Here is a 15,126-nt window from a genome sequence, read left to right on the forward strand (position 1 = left end):
GGATTTGAATATTTGGCAGATCAATTAATATCTCCATCGCTTGCTTAAGTGACGTGGTGTTAGACTCGATGGCGCCCTCCAGTTCTTCGTAAGATCATGTAATTTAAGTATATCATAACCTACTGAGTTCCCAGAGAGCCTGAGATTCTGCAGCAGACCGGGTTGGACGGCGCTCACTTTACCTGGTGCCGTGACATCATCGCCCGCCAAACCCAGCATCTGACCCGACTCGTCGATGACCTGCTCGATATCTCGCGGATTACCCGCGGGAAGATCGAGCTGCGAATGGAGCTGGTCGAGGTGGTCGATATCCTGGAGCGTGCGGTGGAAACCGCCCGACCGCTGATCGATGCCCGTCGACATGAGCTCAGGGTGCAGTTGCCGCACGCCCCGATACAGGTCAAGTGTGATCGGTTCCGGCTCGCCCAGGTCGTCTCGAATCTGCTCACGAATGCGGCAAAATACACCGACGAAGGCGGGCAGATTCACCTCAGCGCTGAACGCAACGGTGATGAGGTCAGCATCCGTGTCGGCGATACCGGCCATGGCCTTGACCCCAGTGTCTTGCCGCACCTGTTCGACCTGTTCTATCAGGCCGATCAGACGCTGGATCGTGCCGGGGGTGGCTTGGGGATTGGTCTTTCGCTGGTCAAGCGCTTGGTGGATTTGCACGGTGGAACCGTCCAGGTGTTCAGCGAAGGTCGGGGGCAGGGCAGCGAATTTGTCATCTGTCTTCCCTGCTTGCCAGCCCTGCCAACCGATGCGGTCGGCGCCGCGATCGCATCTGCACCGAGTCAAGATGGGCTCTGTGTGCTGATCGTGGACGATAACCGTGATGCCGCCGACAGTCTTGCAGTCCTGTTGGACCAGGCCGGACATCGGGTGCTGACGGCCTACGATGGGGAGACGGCGTTGCCGGTGGCGCGCGCGCAACGGCCCCAGATCGCCCTCATCGATCTCGGGCTGCCGGGGGCGGACGGCTATGCCCTGGCGCTACGGCTACGCCAGCAGACCGAGTTGCCAGGGCTGCGGCTGGTCGCCCTGACCGGTTATGGCGACCCGGAGAGTCGGCAATGTTCCAGGGCCGCCGGATTTGACGCGCATCTGGTCAAACCCGTCGATATCGCGACGCTGCAATGCCTCTTTGCGAAATACCGAAATCGCGTCGCGCAAGCCTAGGGTCGGTTGGGACCAAGCAGCTTGACGACAGAAAACCTGTCGCACCTGAGCGGATGTGTGTGTGCGCCGCGGCAAGACCAAGACGCGTTGGTCTGAGGCGAGGCCTCGCTAGGTAGTCTTACGGATGGTAAGGCGCCAGTGGCCCGAAAGAGAATGTCAATGGCAGCGTCAGACCGCTCGAGGTCGTCGTGCTGCCGATCGCGGTGCGTGCGGTGAATAACCGCGCGCGGTCCAATTCCGAATCTGTTTCCGTCTCGCGCCGCCGCCGCCGCCGCCGCCGCCGCGGTCGAGCCACAATCATGACAAGAGCGCCGCGGATCCCGGTCCAGCGACGAACCAGCGGAGGATGATCTCTATGCCCATAATTTCCGTGTATGATCCCGAAAGCGATCTGCTTGACCTGGTTTTCGAGGGCAATTTGGACCTGTCGATGACCAACGAGGTCTTCGGGCTGGTCCCGCAGCTGCGCAATGGTCTGCGCCTGTGCGTCATGGACCTGACCCGGGTCGAGCGGGTGTTCGATTCCGGTATCGCACTGCTGCGGATGCTCAGCGGCGACCTGCGGCGGGCGGGTGCGACCGTCGTGCTGCTGGCCGACCATCCGGCTGTCCGGTGCCGCTTTTCACTGATCCAGGGCGATGCCAATTACTGCTCTCGCAATCACTTCGCGGCGGCCACGGGCACCTCGGTCGGGTCCGCCTGCTGCTCCTGACGCGGTACGCTCAACTACACAGGTTGGCCATGTTGCAGAGCGTGGCCAGGCTGTCTGCCTCCATGGCCTTCATGACCCGGGCGCGATGGTTCTCGACGGTTCGCGGGCTGATTTCGAGTAGACGGGCAATCTCCTTGTTGGAGAGTCCCTTGGTGACCAGTTCCATGACCTCCCGTTCGCGTGTCGTCAGCAGTTGATAGCGGTCACGAATGTCGGTCCCCACCGCGCGCTGGGAGCGGCGCCGTTCATCCTCCCGGATGGCCGCCCGAATGCGCTCGATCAGGGTGTCACGCGTGACCGGCTTCTCCACGAAGTCCAAGGCCCCGGCCTTGATGGCCTTGACAGTGGTTGGGATGTCGCCGTGGCCGGTGATGAAAATGATCGGGAGTTCCGAGCCGTGCCTCTTCAGCTCCTCCTGCAGGTCCAGGCCACTCATGCCTTGCATACTGATATCAAGGACCAGACAACCCGCGCGCTCGCCGTGAGCCGCCGCCAGGAAGGACTCGGCGGAGGGGAAGGACTCGACGCGTAAGTCCGCCTGGCGCAATGACCAGTCGATGGCCTCACGCACGCCCTCATCGTCATCCACAACAAATACCGTCGGTTGCTCGCTCATTTGTACTGATGCCTCCACTGACGTTCCATAAAGTGCCTGAGGAAGAGTTATTGATCGGTCTGGTTGTGGGCAGGCCGCGGTAACCGCACGTGCAGGGTGGCCCCGTCAGTCATTGTGGTGTCCGCCCACAGGCGCCCGCCCAGTGCCTCGATCAGCGACCGGCTGATGGCGAGCCCGAGGCCACAGGCGTCGGGCTTGTCGCTCTCGAAGGGCGTGAAGATACGTTCGGTGTCTTCTGGTCTGATCCCGGGGCCGCTGTCCTGCACGCTGACGCGCACCTGCGTGGGTTCGGGATAGACGCTGACGCGCACCTGCCGCTGAGTGCTGCCCGCCTGTTCGATCGCCTCAATGCCGTTGAACAGCAGATTGAGCACGACCTGTCCGATGAGCGTCTTGCTGGCCTCCAGACTGACCGGTTCAGCCGGAAGGTCCACCACCAGCTTCACCTGCTTGCTGGCGGCAAAGGGGCGTATCAGGGCGACCGCGTCGGAGATGGTCTGGCACAGGTCGGTGCAGGTCTGCGCGGCCTCGCCGGGACGCACGAACTCGCGCAGCCGGGCGAGGATCTCGGCGGCGCGTTTGACCTGGGTCTCGATCCGCGCGAGCACATCCACCAACTCCTGCGGCGCGGATTTTCCGGATCGGATCAACGCGATGGTGGCATTGCTGTACATGGCGATGGCGGCCAAGGGTTGGCTGAGTTCATGGGGCAGGACGGTGACCAGCGCCCCGGCGGTATGGCGTCCCGCGAACTGGGCGAGCCGCGTCGGCGGCGGGGGGCGCAGTGGCTGTTCGCGTGGCGCCGCTGCACCCATGATCGGCGATTCTACCGCATCCGCGGGCGGTCGCGGGTGATCCAGGTCATTTCTGACCTCGGCCAGGAGTCCGCGCAGCGTCTGCAGATCGACGGGTTTGACCAGATGCGCGTCGAACCCGGCCGCTTGGGAGCGCTTCCGGTCGGTGGGCTGTCCATACCCCGTCAGGGCGACGAGCCGGATCGGCGCCCCCGCGCTGCGATGGCGGATCGCCTGTGCGACGGCATATCCGTCCATCCCGGGCAGTCCGATATCGAGCAGGACGAGTTGTGGCTGTTGCGCCAGCGCCAGCGCCAGTGCCGTCTCGCCATCGTAGGCCAGGGTCACCGCGCAACCCTCGCCGTCCAGGAGCATGGCGAGGCTGTCGGCCGCATCCCGGTTGTCATCGACGACGAGCAGTCGCACCGGCGCCTGGCCCGCCGCGTCCGTGGCGCGGGCCACCGTCAGGGCGCTGTGCCCGGTGTCTGCACGCGGCGGTAAGCGCACCACGAATTCGCTGCCCTGCCCGGGGCCGTCGCTGAATGCCTGCACCGTGCCGCCGTGCATTTCCACCACGCGCTTCACCAGCGACAGACCGATCCCCAGGCCGCCCTCGGCGCGGTCGAGCGTGCGGTCGGCCTGGTAAAACAGATCGAACAGGTGAGGCAGCACGGTGGGGCCGATGCCGCGGCCGGTATCCTGGACGCGAATCGTCACCGCGGCCCCTTCACGTTCCGCCCGCAGGCGAATCTGCCCCCCGCTGTCGGTGTACTTGGCCGCGTTCGTGAGCAGATTCGCCACCACCTGGGTCAGTCGCACCAGGTCGCCCGTGACCTGAATCGGTTCAGGCGGTAACTGGATTGATAGTCGGTGTCGGCGGCCATCGATCAATGGCCGGGTCGCCTCGACCGCCCGCTGTACGATGTCCGCGACCTCGACCCTACCCCGTGCGATCTCGAACGTGCCGCGGGCGATGCGGGAGATATCCAGTAGATCGTCCACGAGCGTTTTCAAGTGCCCGGCCTGCCGGTCGATGAGATCGCGGCACCAGCCGAACTGGAGATCGGTCAACTCGCTTGACTTCAGGATCTGTACTGCATTGACGATCGGTGCCAAGGGGTTGCGCAGCTCATGGGCGAGCATGGCGAGGAACTCGTCTTTGAGGCGGGCGGCCGCGCGCAGTTGCTCGGCCTGTTCGGCCAGCAGTGCCTCGTTGCACTTGCGCTCGCTGATGTCCCGCAGGATGCCCTGCAGGCGCCCGTCGGGCAATTGCCGGGCCAGCACCTCGCCGGGGAAGACCGAGCCGTCTTTGCGGCGAAACCGCCATTCGCTGAACAGCACCTGTGTGTTCGTCAGTTTGGCTACTTCCCCGGCGATGCGGGGCACCTCCTCCGGGGCGATGACGTCGGCGATGGTGAGTGTCAGCAGTTCGTCGCGCGAGTAGCCCAGCATGGACGCGCCCATGGTGTTGACGTCAAGGTAGCGGCCCCGCTGGTCACTGACAAAGATGCCATCCGCTGCCTGTTCGACTAAGCCGCGGTAGCGCTCTTCGCTCACCCGCAACGCCGACTGGACCTGGAAACGCTCTAAGGCGATGGCCACCTTGTTCGCGATGCTCTGCATCACCTCGATCTCGTCGGCGGCAAAGTGGTCGCGGGTCCGGGTGCCGAAGCACAGGATGCCGAGTACCCGCTGCCCGACCAGCAGCGGCAGGCAACAACAGGCGCGCACCCCCAATGACTCAATCATCTGGCGGTGTTGGAGGTCCTCGGCGATGATCCGGTGTCCAGTGCGGGCGACGGTCTGGCAGATCGACGTATCATCCTCCAGCCCGGCCATACGCTCGGCCTCCAGCGCTGTGATGCCCGCGTAGGCACTCAATTGCAAGGCTCCAGTCGCCTCCTCCACCAGGTAGTTGACGAAGACCTGGCAGTCCAGGTGGGTCATGACGGCGGCGCACAGGTCGTGGATCAGCGCATGGGGGGCATCCGTCGCCAAGAGCCGCGCGGTCGTTTCGGAGAGCAGGCGCAACCGCGCCTCGTTGCGATGCAGTGCGGCTTCGGCCTGTTTGCGCTCGGTAATGTCGTAATTGATCCCGTCGAACCGGGCCGGGCGCCCATCCGTATCGTAGGTCACTTGACCGGCAGAGCGAATCCAGCGAATGGCGCCGGACTCCGGGTCCACCGCCCGGTGGTCGATCTGGTACAATTGCCCATCGCGCAGGGCGGCCTCGATCCCCGCGCGCGTGCGCTCCCGGTCCTGCGGGTGCAGCCGGCTCCAGAACAGCGCGATGGTCGGCTCGACCGCGGGCGGCACGAAGAACAGTCGCCGGGTCTGCTCATCCCAGTTCAATCGCTCCAAGGGCAATGTGTTGAACCATAAGCCGACGCCAGTGGTGCGCAGCACCCAGTCCAGGCGCGCCTGGTTGTCGCGCAGCGCATCCTCCGCGCGGCGCCGCGGGGTGGCGTCGCCGTCGGCGACCGGCCCTTCCGGGGCCTTGAGTGCGTGCGCCTTGCGGCGTTCTCGACCAGCGCTCGCCAGGTCCTGATGCAGGATGCCGATGAGTCGGTGCAGTGCGGCATGGAGCGCTTGCGGCTCGCTGGCGTCCAGCAAGGACTCAAGTCGCGTGAGGATGTCGGCAGGGGAGAGTGGCTCGGGCGATGTGGTCATCGTTCGCTATACCCAGTGAATGCCAAATTTGCGGTTTTCTCACCGACTGGTTATGTTGCAGTGCCCGGTCAGCTAATGAGCGCAGGTGGCCCTGGTGTTCGCCGGGGTTGCGGAAGAACTGACGTTTCCGGCTGTCAATTTTCGCGCAAGCCGGCCTCGATCGCGGGTAGGCGCGGCCCGCGCAACAGTGATCGAGGCTAACGGCCATGGCGCCCGCACCACCCCGCAAGGTGAAAGTGGCGGGCGCCGGCCGTTCCCCCACCCCGCCCTCCCCCACGAGGGGGGAGGGAGAATTGGATCGCGCTCCCGGCGCGACTTTCACGGTAAAGCACCCCGTGTTCAGCAAGCGGCCGCTGGTCGCTGGCCTGGAGGCGGCCGCCCATTGCTCGCTGGAAAATCGCCAGCTTGGTCGCCAGGACCGGTTATAGTGCGGCGTTCAAGTCTGACGGCTACCAGCGCGGTAGCCAACCCCGACAGTCCAGGCCAGATCCAAGGCCCTGCAGATAGCGTGCCGGCCTTGATGATGAGCCGGCCTCCCATGCCCCCGGCGCCGAGCGCCTGACGCCGCGGCAGCGGTGTCACCAGTAGTGAGTAGGGGGGGCTGCAACCATGATCAAGGCCGGCACGCCCGCCCCTTACCCCCGGATGACCATGTGAATAAACCGCTGAAGGCGAAGAACCGGCTGGCACGGATCACACAGATGAACCTGAGGAGGCTGCTGAAACGGATCATGCCCCACCCCAGCATGATCTTGGATAACCGCTATATGTCCGTGTTCGGCAAGCGCATCCACGATCCGAACCTGTGGCATCTGAACCGCCGCTCGGCCTCGGGTGCCGTCGCGGTGGCCTGCTTCATCTGCTACCTGCCGCCCGTTGGCCACATGTTCACGGCGGCGGCGCTGTCCATGCTGTTTCGCGTCAACCTGCCGCTCGCGGTGGCCATGGTGTGGATCAGCAATCCGGTGACCATCCCGCCCATGTTTTATTTCGCCTATGCGGTCGGCTCCTGGATGATGGGCGTCGCCCCGAAGGGCTTCGACCTGGAATTCTGGACGACCCCGCACAACTGGCTCGCGGTGTTGACACCGCTTGGGCTGGGCATGACGGTGTGTGCCTTCTCCTTTGCTGCGGTGGGCTATTATGGGACCCAGGCGCTGTGGCGCTGGAGCCTGAGGCGCGAGATCGCGCAGCGGCGCGAACGCTATCTGGAGATGCGCACTCAGGAGATGGCGGCGGCCCTGGCCTCTGAGTCGGTGGTCAGCACCCCGTCGTCCAGCCGCCAGACCTGATCCATGCGGGCGGCGAGCGTCGGGTCGTGGGTGACGATGACGAGCGCGGTGCCGATGTCGGCGTTGAGCTCCAGCATCAGTTCATAGACCTGGCCGGCGGTGTTGCGGTCCAGGTTGCCGGTGGGCTCGTCCGCCAACAGGCAGGCCGGACGGGTCACCAGTGCGCGGGCGATGGCCGCCCGCTGGCGTTCGCCGCCGGATAGCTCAGAGGGCTTGTGCGTGCCGCGGTGGCCTAAGCCCACCCGCTCCAGGATCGTCTCGGCCTTGGCTTGCGCCGACTTGGCCGATTCACCGCCGATCAGCAGTGGCATGGCCACGTTCTCGATGGCGGTAAACTCAGGCAACAGGTGGTGAAACTGGTAGACGAAGCCCAGTTGGCGGTTGCGCAGTCGGCCGCGCCGCCCCTCCGAGAGCCCGCTCACGTCCTCGCCCGACCAGCACACGCGACCCGTGGTCGGCCGTTCCAGTCCGCCGATGCAGTGCAGCAAGGTGCTCTTGCCCGAGCCGGAGGCACCGATGATGGCGATCCGTGCCCCGGCCGGCACCTGGAGGCTTATCCCACGCAGCACCTCGACGGGTTGGGGACCCTGGGTGAAGGTCTTGCCGACCCCGACCGCCTCCAGCACCGCCGCCGGGGTGGTCGCCGATTCGTCGATGGCCGCGGTAGTGCTATTCATAGCGCAGCGCCTCCGCGGGTTGGGTGTTGGCGGCGCGCCAGGCCGGGTAGAGGGTCGCGAGGATCGACATCAGGAAGGCCGAGCCGGCGATGGTCAGCACGTCCTGCCAGTGGACGTCGGAGGGCAGCTCGCTGATGTAATAGATGCTCGGGTCCAGGAAGCGCACGCCGAAGACCGACTCGATGCCGCCGATGATCGGTTCCAGGTTCCACGCCAGGAGTACCCCGGCGGCCACCCCGAGCAGGGTCCCCACCAACCCGATGGCGGTCCCTTGGACGATAAAGATGCCCATCACGCTGCGCGGCGAGGCGCCCAGGGTGCGCAGCACGGCGATGTCGGCGCGCTTGTCGGTTACCACCATCACCAGGGCCGAGACGATGTTGAAGGCGGCCACCGCGACGATCAGCGACAGGATGATGCTCATCATCCGCTTCTCGATCGCCAGGGCGCGGAAGAAGTTGGCGTGGACCTGGGTCCAGTCGACCATGCGGTAGAGTCCGCCCAGTTCGTAGGCGATCTCCCGCGCCAGCCGGGGCGCCTCCCACATATCGGTTAGCTTCAACCGCACGCCGGAGACCGCGTCCCCGAAGCCCATGAGCTTGGCCGCATCGTCCATCTGGATGAAGGCGGCGCTGCGGTCATAGTCGGCCATCCCGACCGAAAAGATGCCGCTCACGGTGAAGCGCTTGAGCCTGGGCATGACCCCGACCGGGGTGGCGCTCACCTGGGGCGTGACCACGGTGACGCGATCCCCCTGGCCGACCCCTAGGTACTGGGCCAGGTCGCGACCCAGGATGATGTTGAAGTCCCCGGCCTTGAGGTCGTCCACCGAGCCGCGGACCATCTGGCCGCGCAGTTCGGCCACCTGGTCCTCCTCCTTCGGCAGGATGCCCCGCACCAGGGCGCCGCTCACGTTGGAGGGGCCGACCAGCATGGCCTGGACCTCGACGAAGGGGGCGGCCCCGACGACCTTGGGGTTGGCGCGGACCTTGGCGAGTACGTCGCGCCACTCGGCCATGCCGCCGCCGTTGGGGTCGCTCAGGGTGGCGTGCGAGGCCATCGAGAGGATCCGCTCGCGGATCTCCTGATGGAATCCGTTCATCACCGACAGCACCACGATCAATGCCATGATGCCGAGCATGATTCCCAGCATGGAAATCAAGGAGATAAACGAGATGAAATGGTTGCGGCGCTTGGCGCGGGTGTAGCGCAGGCCGATGTAGAGCGGGATTGGATGAAACATAGGGACTGAATTTAACCACAAAGGCCAGCGCGGCGTTCGGAAATCGCGTGCGGGGGGCCGGCGTGGGTTGCCCCGGTAGGAGCGGCCCCCCGGCCGCGACGGGTAGCCGCAAGGGCCGAGGCTGCAATCAAGCCCCCTGGAGCGACGGTGGATGGTGGCGCGCGCCAAGTCCGCGGGAGGGTCCGCGCGGCTCCCGGAAGGGTCGCCGCCGGCGATGCTTGCCGCTTCCAATGGTCGTTAGAGCAGGTCGTTCAATGTCACGCCGATGCCGATGGCATTCTGCTTCCAGTTGTAATCGATCAGGCTGTCGCCGTAACCGGTAAAGGCCTGGACATAGCCACGCAGCGGGCCGAGCAGCGGCGGGGTGGTCCAAGAGAATTGGGCCGCGCCCTTGCTGGTGTTGGGGTTGCCGCGGGCCATGAGTTGGAAGCTGTGGTCACGCCACTTGTAGATGGCCGTGAGATCGCCGTAGCCGTAATAGTCGAGGATGTCCGGGTTGTCGTCACGACCGCCACTTTCCGGGATGCGATACCAGGGCCTGATGAGCAGGGCAAAGTTGCCGCGCTCGATGCCGAATTGGGCGACGATCCGGTTCCAACTGCGCGAGACCGGATTGGCGCGGCCATTGGACTGGTGATTGTAGCCGATGTTGAGCAGGCGCCAATTGAAACCGCCAAATTCGACATTGGGGCGGTAGCTTAATAGTACTTCGGGCTCGTAGTTGTTCTCGCGGAAGGGGCGCGAGAGTGCGCTGTTGTAGACCTGCCACTGACTCTGCTGGGTATAGGCCACCCAGACCCCGAAACGGCGATTGTCGGTTGCCCACAGCCGTGCCTTGAAGCTGAGTTGAAAGCGCGCCTCGGTGGGGTCCAACTGTGCGTTGGGGGTCCGTGCGCTATTGAACAGGGCCTGGAACGGCACATTGTTCGGTCGGTCGGAATAGCGTGCCACCTGCACATAGTTAGGGCGATAGAGTGCAATGCTGAAGCGATCGGAGTTGGGGTTGAAGCCCCAGGCGGTATCGATTAGCGACAGCGGGGCGGGGTCCAGGGTGGTCGCCGTCTTAGCCGGCACGGTTGGCGTCGTGAGCAGCGCCCCCGGTGCCGCCGCGGCGGTGCGTGTCGCGGCGGCCCGCGACTGCGCCGGGGCGCCGGCGACATGCCCACTGAGCCGGTCATAGCAGGCGAGCCGCTCCCCATCGCGGGCGATCACCGCACAATCGGCGATGGTCGGTTTCAGGGCCTGGGCGGCGACCGGGGCGATGCCAGACAGTCCAGCGCCCAGCCCCAGCAGGAGCGCCAGCCGTATGACGCCGTTTTGTCGTGCTGCTGGTTTAGCCATCTGTCAGGGGCCTGCGTGCATCCGCGGCGATCGGCAAGAAACGTTTTTTCATCATCGACTTCCGTTGAGTTCAGTGCCCCGATTCGGGATAATCGCGGGGTCCGGGCCGCCACGGTAAACCAGGCAACGGGCCTCCCACCGTGCTATACCGCACACAAGACTTCCATGAATCGACCCTGGGCGCGCGGGGCGCGGCCGCGCTGGACCCTGCCCAGTGGCGCGCGTGCCGACCCGAGCATCTAACTTTTCGTGTAATCTGGCCTGATGAAACGCTTCGCGCTGTTGATTCCCATCGCCGTGCTCATCCTGGCCTTCTTTGCCCTGGGTCTGCACCGACACCTGACGCTCGCGGCGTTTCAGGCGAGCCAGGCATCCTTTGACGCCTGGTATATCCGCGCCCCCTTGCTGGTCATGGGCGGCTATGTGGCGCTGTTCATGCTGCTGACCCTGTTCCTGCCGGTCGGGGCGCTCATGACCCTGATCGGCGGTGCCCTGTTCGGGTTCTGGAAGGGGGCGTTGATCGCCTCCTTTGCCGCCGTGGGCGGAGCCACCCTGGCCTTTTCGCTTTCCCGTTTCATCCTGCGCGACACGGTGCAGCGCCAATTCGGCGCGCGGCTGGCGGCGGTCAACGACGGTATCGCCAAGGATGGCGCCTTTTATCTCTTTTCACTGCGCTTGGCGCCGGTCATTCCCGCCTTCATCGTCAACCTGGCGATGGGCCTCACGCCCATGCGGATCGGCACCTTCTATTGGGTCAGCCAGCTCGGCATGTTGGCGCGCATCCTGATCTGTGCGCAGGCCGGCACCGAGCTCGCGGCGGTGCGCAGCCTGTCGGATGTCTTCTCGCCGGGGCTGATCGGCGCCTTGACCTTGCTGGGAGTATTGCCGCTCCTGGCCCGGCAGGCCCTGGGGCGGATGCGCCGGACGCCGGCTGTCCGCTAACCCGAATATCTCACGCCAAGGCGCCAAGCACGCCAAGGTTTTTCAGTGCTGATCGGCCTTTGGCGATGAACCCGATGAGGATCCGGATAAAGCCCCTACACTCTTGTATTTCTTGGCGAGCTTGGCGCCTTGGCGTGAGTGATTGATTCGGTTACACTCCGGGCTGTCAAGGCTTCCAGGAGAGGGCGACGATGCGTGTCTTGGTCACCGGCGGGGCCGGTTATATCGGCAGCCACACTGGCGTGGAGCTGTTGGCGGCGGGCCACGAGCTGGTGGTCGTCGACAATCTGTGCAACAGCAAGGAAGAGTCCCTGCGGCGGGTGCAAGCGATCGCCGGGCGCGGCTTCGACTTCGTCCAGGCCGATGTGCGCGACCGGGCCGCCCTGGATGCGGTGTTTGGCGCCCGGCCGATCGACGCGGTGATCCACTTCGCCGGGCTCAAGGCGGTGGGCGAGTCGGTGCAGCGGCCGCTTGAGTATTACGACAACAATGTCGGCGGGACCCTGACCCTGTGTCAGGCGATGGCGGCGGCGGGGGTCAAGTCGATCGTCTTCAGCTCCTCGGCCACCGTCTACGGCGACCCGGCGTCGCTGCCGATTCGTGAACACTTTCCGCTGTCAGCGACCAACCCCTATGGCCGCTCCAAGCTCTTCATCGAGGAGATCCTGCGCGACCTGCACGTCTCCGACCCGGCCTGGAACTGCGTCCTGCTGCGCTATTTCAACCCGGTCGGCGCCCACCCGAGCGGGCGCATCGGCGAGGACCCCAACGGGATTCCCAATAACCTGATGCCCTTCGTTGCCCAGGTGGCGGTGGGCAAGCGGCCGCGGCTGCGGGTCTTCGGTGCCGATTATCCCACCCCGGACGGCACCGGGGTGCGCGACTACATCCATGTGGTGGACCTGGCGCGGGGACACCTGGCGGCACTCGCCAAGCTGACGGAGCATCCCGGCGTTCCGGTCTACAACCTGGGCACCGGGCGCGGCTACAGCGTGCTGGAGATGATCGCCGCCTTCGAGCGCGTGAGCGGCCGGCCGATCCCCTACGAGTTGGCCGCGCGGCGGGCGGGCGATATCGCCACCTGCTATGCCGATCCGACCCGGGCGCGCGACGAGTTGGGCTGGCAGGCGCAGTTCGGGATCGATGCGATGGTGTCTGACGTCTGGCGGTGGCAGGTGGGGAATCCCGACGGGTTTGGTTGAGGCGCGCGCGGAGCGCCGACAGTCGCCGGTCGGCCAATCGCCAGCGGGCGTTTGGCAACCTTGCCGCCCAACGTCGTTTGTAGTTTCATCCGCCGACCGGCTGTCGGTACTCCTCGTCACCAGGACCTCCCACGATGCTACTCGATCCCGCTCAATGGCGAAGCTTCCAGCGTCGGCGCTGGGGCATCTATGGCATCCTGGTCCTGGCCTACATGACGGTGTTTTTTCACCGGATGGCCCCGGGGGTGGTGGCCGGCGAACTGATGGCCACCTTCCATACCAGCGGGGCGGCCTTGGGCTCGCTGGCGGCCATGTATTACTACATCTATACCGCCATGCAGATCCCCGCCGGGGTGCTGGCGGACACCCTGGGGCCGCGGGTCGGGGTCGCCCTGGCGTGCCTGGTGGCGGGGGCGGGGTCGGTCCTGTTCGGGTTGGCGGAGACCTTCGAGGTCGCTGCCATCGGCCGCTTCCTGGTCGGGCTCGGGGTCTCGGTGGTCTTCGTCGGGCTCATGCGCAGCAACACCCAGTGGTTTTCCGAGCGCTATTCCGGTGCCATCAGCGGAGCCACCCTGCTGCTCGGCAATGTCGGGGCCATCCTGGCGGCCGGGCCGCTGGCGCTGCTGGTCTCGGTGGTGTCCTGGCGTGCCGTCTTTGTCGGCATCGGTGTACTGTCATTCGCCACCGCGGTGCTCACGGCGATCGTCGTGCGCAGCCGTCCGCAGGATGCGGGGTTTCCTTCGGTGCGTGAGATGGAGGGCCTGGCGCCGCACCCGGAACGCCACCAGCATTGGCTCCTGGACCTCCGCGGGGTGTTCCGCACCCCGGCGGTCTGGCCGGTGTTCTTCATGATGTTCGGGGTCACCGGCAGCCTGTTCGCCTTCGTCGGGCTCTGGGGTGTCAAGCTGATGCAGGACGCATTCGCCCTGGAGCGCACCGCCGCCTCGCTCTACACCACGGTCGCCCTGGCCGCGTTCGCCCTGGGCTGTCTGTTGATGGGCTCACTCTCGGACCATCTGGGACGCCGCAAGCCGGTTATCGTCGGGACCTGTACACTCGCGGTGCTGGCCTGGCTCGCCCTGATCCTGTTGCCTTGGGGGCCGGGTTGGACCGGGTTTGCGCTCTTTGGCCTGCTGGGGTTCAGTGCCGGCGGCTTCGTGGTCGGCTATGTCGCGGCCAAAGAGGTGGTGCCGCCGGGGGTCGCCGGCATGGCCATCGCGTTGGTCAACACCGGGCTCTTCCTGGGGGCGGCGATCATGCAGCCCGCCTTCGGCTGGGCCATGGATCTGACCTGGGACGGGACATCGATCGCGGGGGTGCGCCACTACGCACTGAGCGACTATCGCAACGGGCTCTGGCTCTCCTGCGGCTTCGCACTGCTGGCACTGGTTGCTGCGCTCTTTGTGCGCGAGACGCGCTGTCGGAATTTGACATTGGCTTCACGCTAGACGCGGCCCGATCCGCGCAGCCGGAAAAAAATGGAAATCAATCTTATCCCTCGGGCGAGACGCCTCGTTGAGCGACTGGGCGGTTTACCGTTTAGCGCCTGGCCACACGAGATCCTCGATGCGAGTCGGCGTATCGCCAGTCCGCCGCCGCCCGCGCTGCCTGAAAATTTCCGCCGCCTGCCGCATGACGCCGAAACCATCGCGCGCGATGTCGATTATGCCGTATTCAACGCGCAAGCCTATCGCGGCTTCCTTGAGCAGGCCGGCGATACGCTCGATGGTGCATGGCTGCTTGAACTGGGGCCTGGTCGGAATTTCGGCGTGATGTTGACCCTGGCCTGCATGGGCGCGCGCGTGGCGGTGGCGGATCGTTTTCTCGCCCCCTGGGAGGATGACTATCACGGTCGATTCTATGCGGCGCTGCGTCAACGGATCGATCGGGAATCGATCGGCCAATCGCTTGCCCCGTTGGACGCGGTCATCGCCGCACGGGACTATCCGTCCGCGGTACTGATGCGGACCACGGCTGGCGGTGAAGACCTGTCGGCCTTTAGCGATGGCCAGTTCGATGCGGTATTCTCCAATGCCGTATTTGAGCATGTGCGCGATCACGCGCGGGTCTTCGCCGAGCTGTGGCGCCTCACCCGGCCCGGTGGCTATGGGTCGCATCAGGTGGATTTCCGCGATCATCGGGCGCTGGAGCGACCGCTCGAGTTGTTGCTGTTGGCGCCGAAACGTTATCGCCGCACGTTCGATGAATACTTCGGCGAATGCGGTTGCCAGTTGCGCCCGCGCGAGATGAGTCAATTGTTTGAGTGCGCGGGCTTTCACCTGTTGACGCAAGAGCGCCCGCGCCAGGTTGACGAGGCGTATTTCGCGGGCTTTCTACCACGCCTGCGTGCCTCGCGATCGGCATACCGCGAGTGGCCGGCGGAGGCGTTGCGCGATCTGGAGGTCCGCTATGTCGTGCGCAAGCCGTCATAGACGACCCTCATAGACGAGCCATGTCG

At 65.3% G+C, this 15,126-nt stretch carries 12 protein-coding genes; 7 read left to right on the plus strand and 5 right to left on the minus strand.

Annotated features, from left to right (window positions below; genetic code table 11):
* The first annotated feature begins 162 nt into the window (after nucleotides 1–162).
* Both QZX93_RS16885 and QZX93_RS16890 read left to right on the plus strand, forming a co-directional pair.
* Nucleotides 163–1,179, plus strand: coding sequence for an ATP-binding protein (locus QZX93_RS16885; protein ID WP_295394780.1), 1,017 nt, complete (start codon nucleotides 163–165; stop codon nucleotides 1,177–1,179).
* Nucleotides 1,180–1,534: 355 nt separating this feature from the next.
* Nucleotides 1,535–1,891 (plus strand): STAS domain-containing protein, encoded by a 357-nt coding sequence (locus QZX93_RS16890; protein ID WP_295392479.1) that lies wholly within the window; start codon nucleotides 1,535–1,537, stop codon nucleotides 1,889–1,891.
* A 10-nt stretch (nucleotides 1,892–1,901) separates the two neighbouring features.
* On the opposite strand, the gene QZX93_RS16895 is transcribed toward QZX93_RS16890, so the two are convergent.
* Together QZX93_RS16895 and QZX93_RS16900 are read right to left on the minus strand one after the other, a co-directional pair.
* Nucleotides 1,902–2,507 (minus strand): response regulator, encoded by a 606-nt coding sequence (locus tag QZX93_RS16895; RefSeq protein ID WP_295392481.1) that lies wholly within the window; start codon nucleotides 2,505–2,507, stop codon nucleotides 1,902–1,904.
* A gap of 47 nt (nucleotides 2,508–2,554) precedes the next feature.
* Nucleotides 2,555–5,971: an ATP-binding protein gene (locus QZX93_RS16900; RefSeq protein ID WP_295392483.1), complete on the minus strand. Its 3,417-nt coding sequence runs from the start codon at nucleotides 5,969–5,971 to the stop codon at nucleotides 2,555–2,557.
* Between the two features lie 653 nt (nucleotides 5,972–6,624).
* On the opposite strand from QZX93_RS16900, the gene QZX93_RS16905 reads away from it, so the two are divergent.
* Nucleotides 6,625–7,263: a DUF2062 domain-containing protein gene (locus tag QZX93_RS16905; protein ID WP_295392486.1), complete on the plus strand. Its 639-nt coding sequence runs from the start codon at nucleotides 6,625–6,627 to the stop codon at nucleotides 7,261–7,263.
* On the opposite strand, the gene lolD is transcribed toward QZX93_RS16905, so the two are convergent.
* The 3 genes from lolD to QZX93_RS16920 all read right to left on the minus strand — a co-directional run bounded on the left by lolD (nucleotide 7,194) and on the right by QZX93_RS16920 (nucleotide 10,524).
* The gene (gene lolD / locus QZX93_RS16910; protein ID WP_295392488.1) at nucleotides 7,194–7,940 is read right to left on the minus strand and encodes a lipoprotein-releasing ABC transporter ATP-binding protein LolD; all 747 of its coding nucleotides are present in this window, start codon (nucleotides 7,938–7,940) and stop codon (nucleotides 7,194–7,196) included. The genes QZX93_RS16905 and lolD overlap by 70 nt on opposite strands.
* A complete protein-coding gene (locus tag QZX93_RS16915) occupies nucleotides 7,933–9,183 on the minus strand; it encodes a lipoprotein-releasing ABC transporter permease subunit (protein WP_295392490.1) in 1,251 nt (416 codons plus the stop codon). The genes lolD and QZX93_RS16915 overlap by 8 nt, the downstream gene beginning before the upstream one ends.
* A gap of 237 nt (nucleotides 9,184–9,420) precedes the next feature.
* Nucleotides 9,421–10,524, minus strand: coding sequence for a phospholipase A (locus QZX93_RS16920; protein WP_295392491.1), 1,104 nt, complete (start codon nucleotides 10,522–10,524; stop codon nucleotides 9,421–9,423).
* A gap of 264 nt (nucleotides 10,525–10,788) precedes the next feature.
* Between QZX93_RS16920 and QZX93_RS16925 the strand changes: the two genes are divergently transcribed.
* From QZX93_RS16925 to QZX93_RS16940, 4 genes are all read left to right on the plus strand, one after another.
* Nucleotides 10,789–11,466 (plus strand): VTT domain-containing protein, encoded by a 678-nt coding sequence (locus tag QZX93_RS16925; protein WP_295392492.1) that lies wholly within the window; start codon nucleotides 10,789–10,791, stop codon nucleotides 11,464–11,466.
* A gap of 191 nt (nucleotides 11,467–11,657) precedes the next feature.
* Entirely contained in the window at nucleotides 11,658–12,668 is a 1,011-nt protein-coding gene (gene galE, locus QZX93_RS16930) for a UDP-glucose 4-epimerase GalE (RefSeq protein WP_295392493.1), read from the plus strand.
* Between the two features lie 134 nt (nucleotides 12,669–12,802).
* Nucleotides 12,803–14,116: an MFS transporter gene (locus tag QZX93_RS16935; RefSeq protein ID WP_295392495.1), complete on the plus strand. Its 1,314-nt coding sequence runs from the start codon at nucleotides 12,803–12,805 to the stop codon at nucleotides 14,114–14,116.
* Nucleotides 14,117–14,146: 30 nt separating this feature from the next.
* On the plus strand, nucleotides 14,147–15,100 hold the full coding sequence (locus tag QZX93_RS16940; RefSeq protein WP_295392497.1) for a class I SAM-dependent methyltransferase: 954 nt from the start codon (nucleotides 14,147–14,149) through the stop codon (nucleotides 15,098–15,100).
* The last annotated feature ends 26 nt before the right edge of the window (nucleotides 15,101–15,126 follow it).

This window comes from uncultured Thiodictyon sp. (assembly GCF_903946935.1).
Classification (GTDB): Bacteria; Pseudomonadota; Gammaproteobacteria; order Chromatiales; family Chromatiaceae; genus Thiodictyon.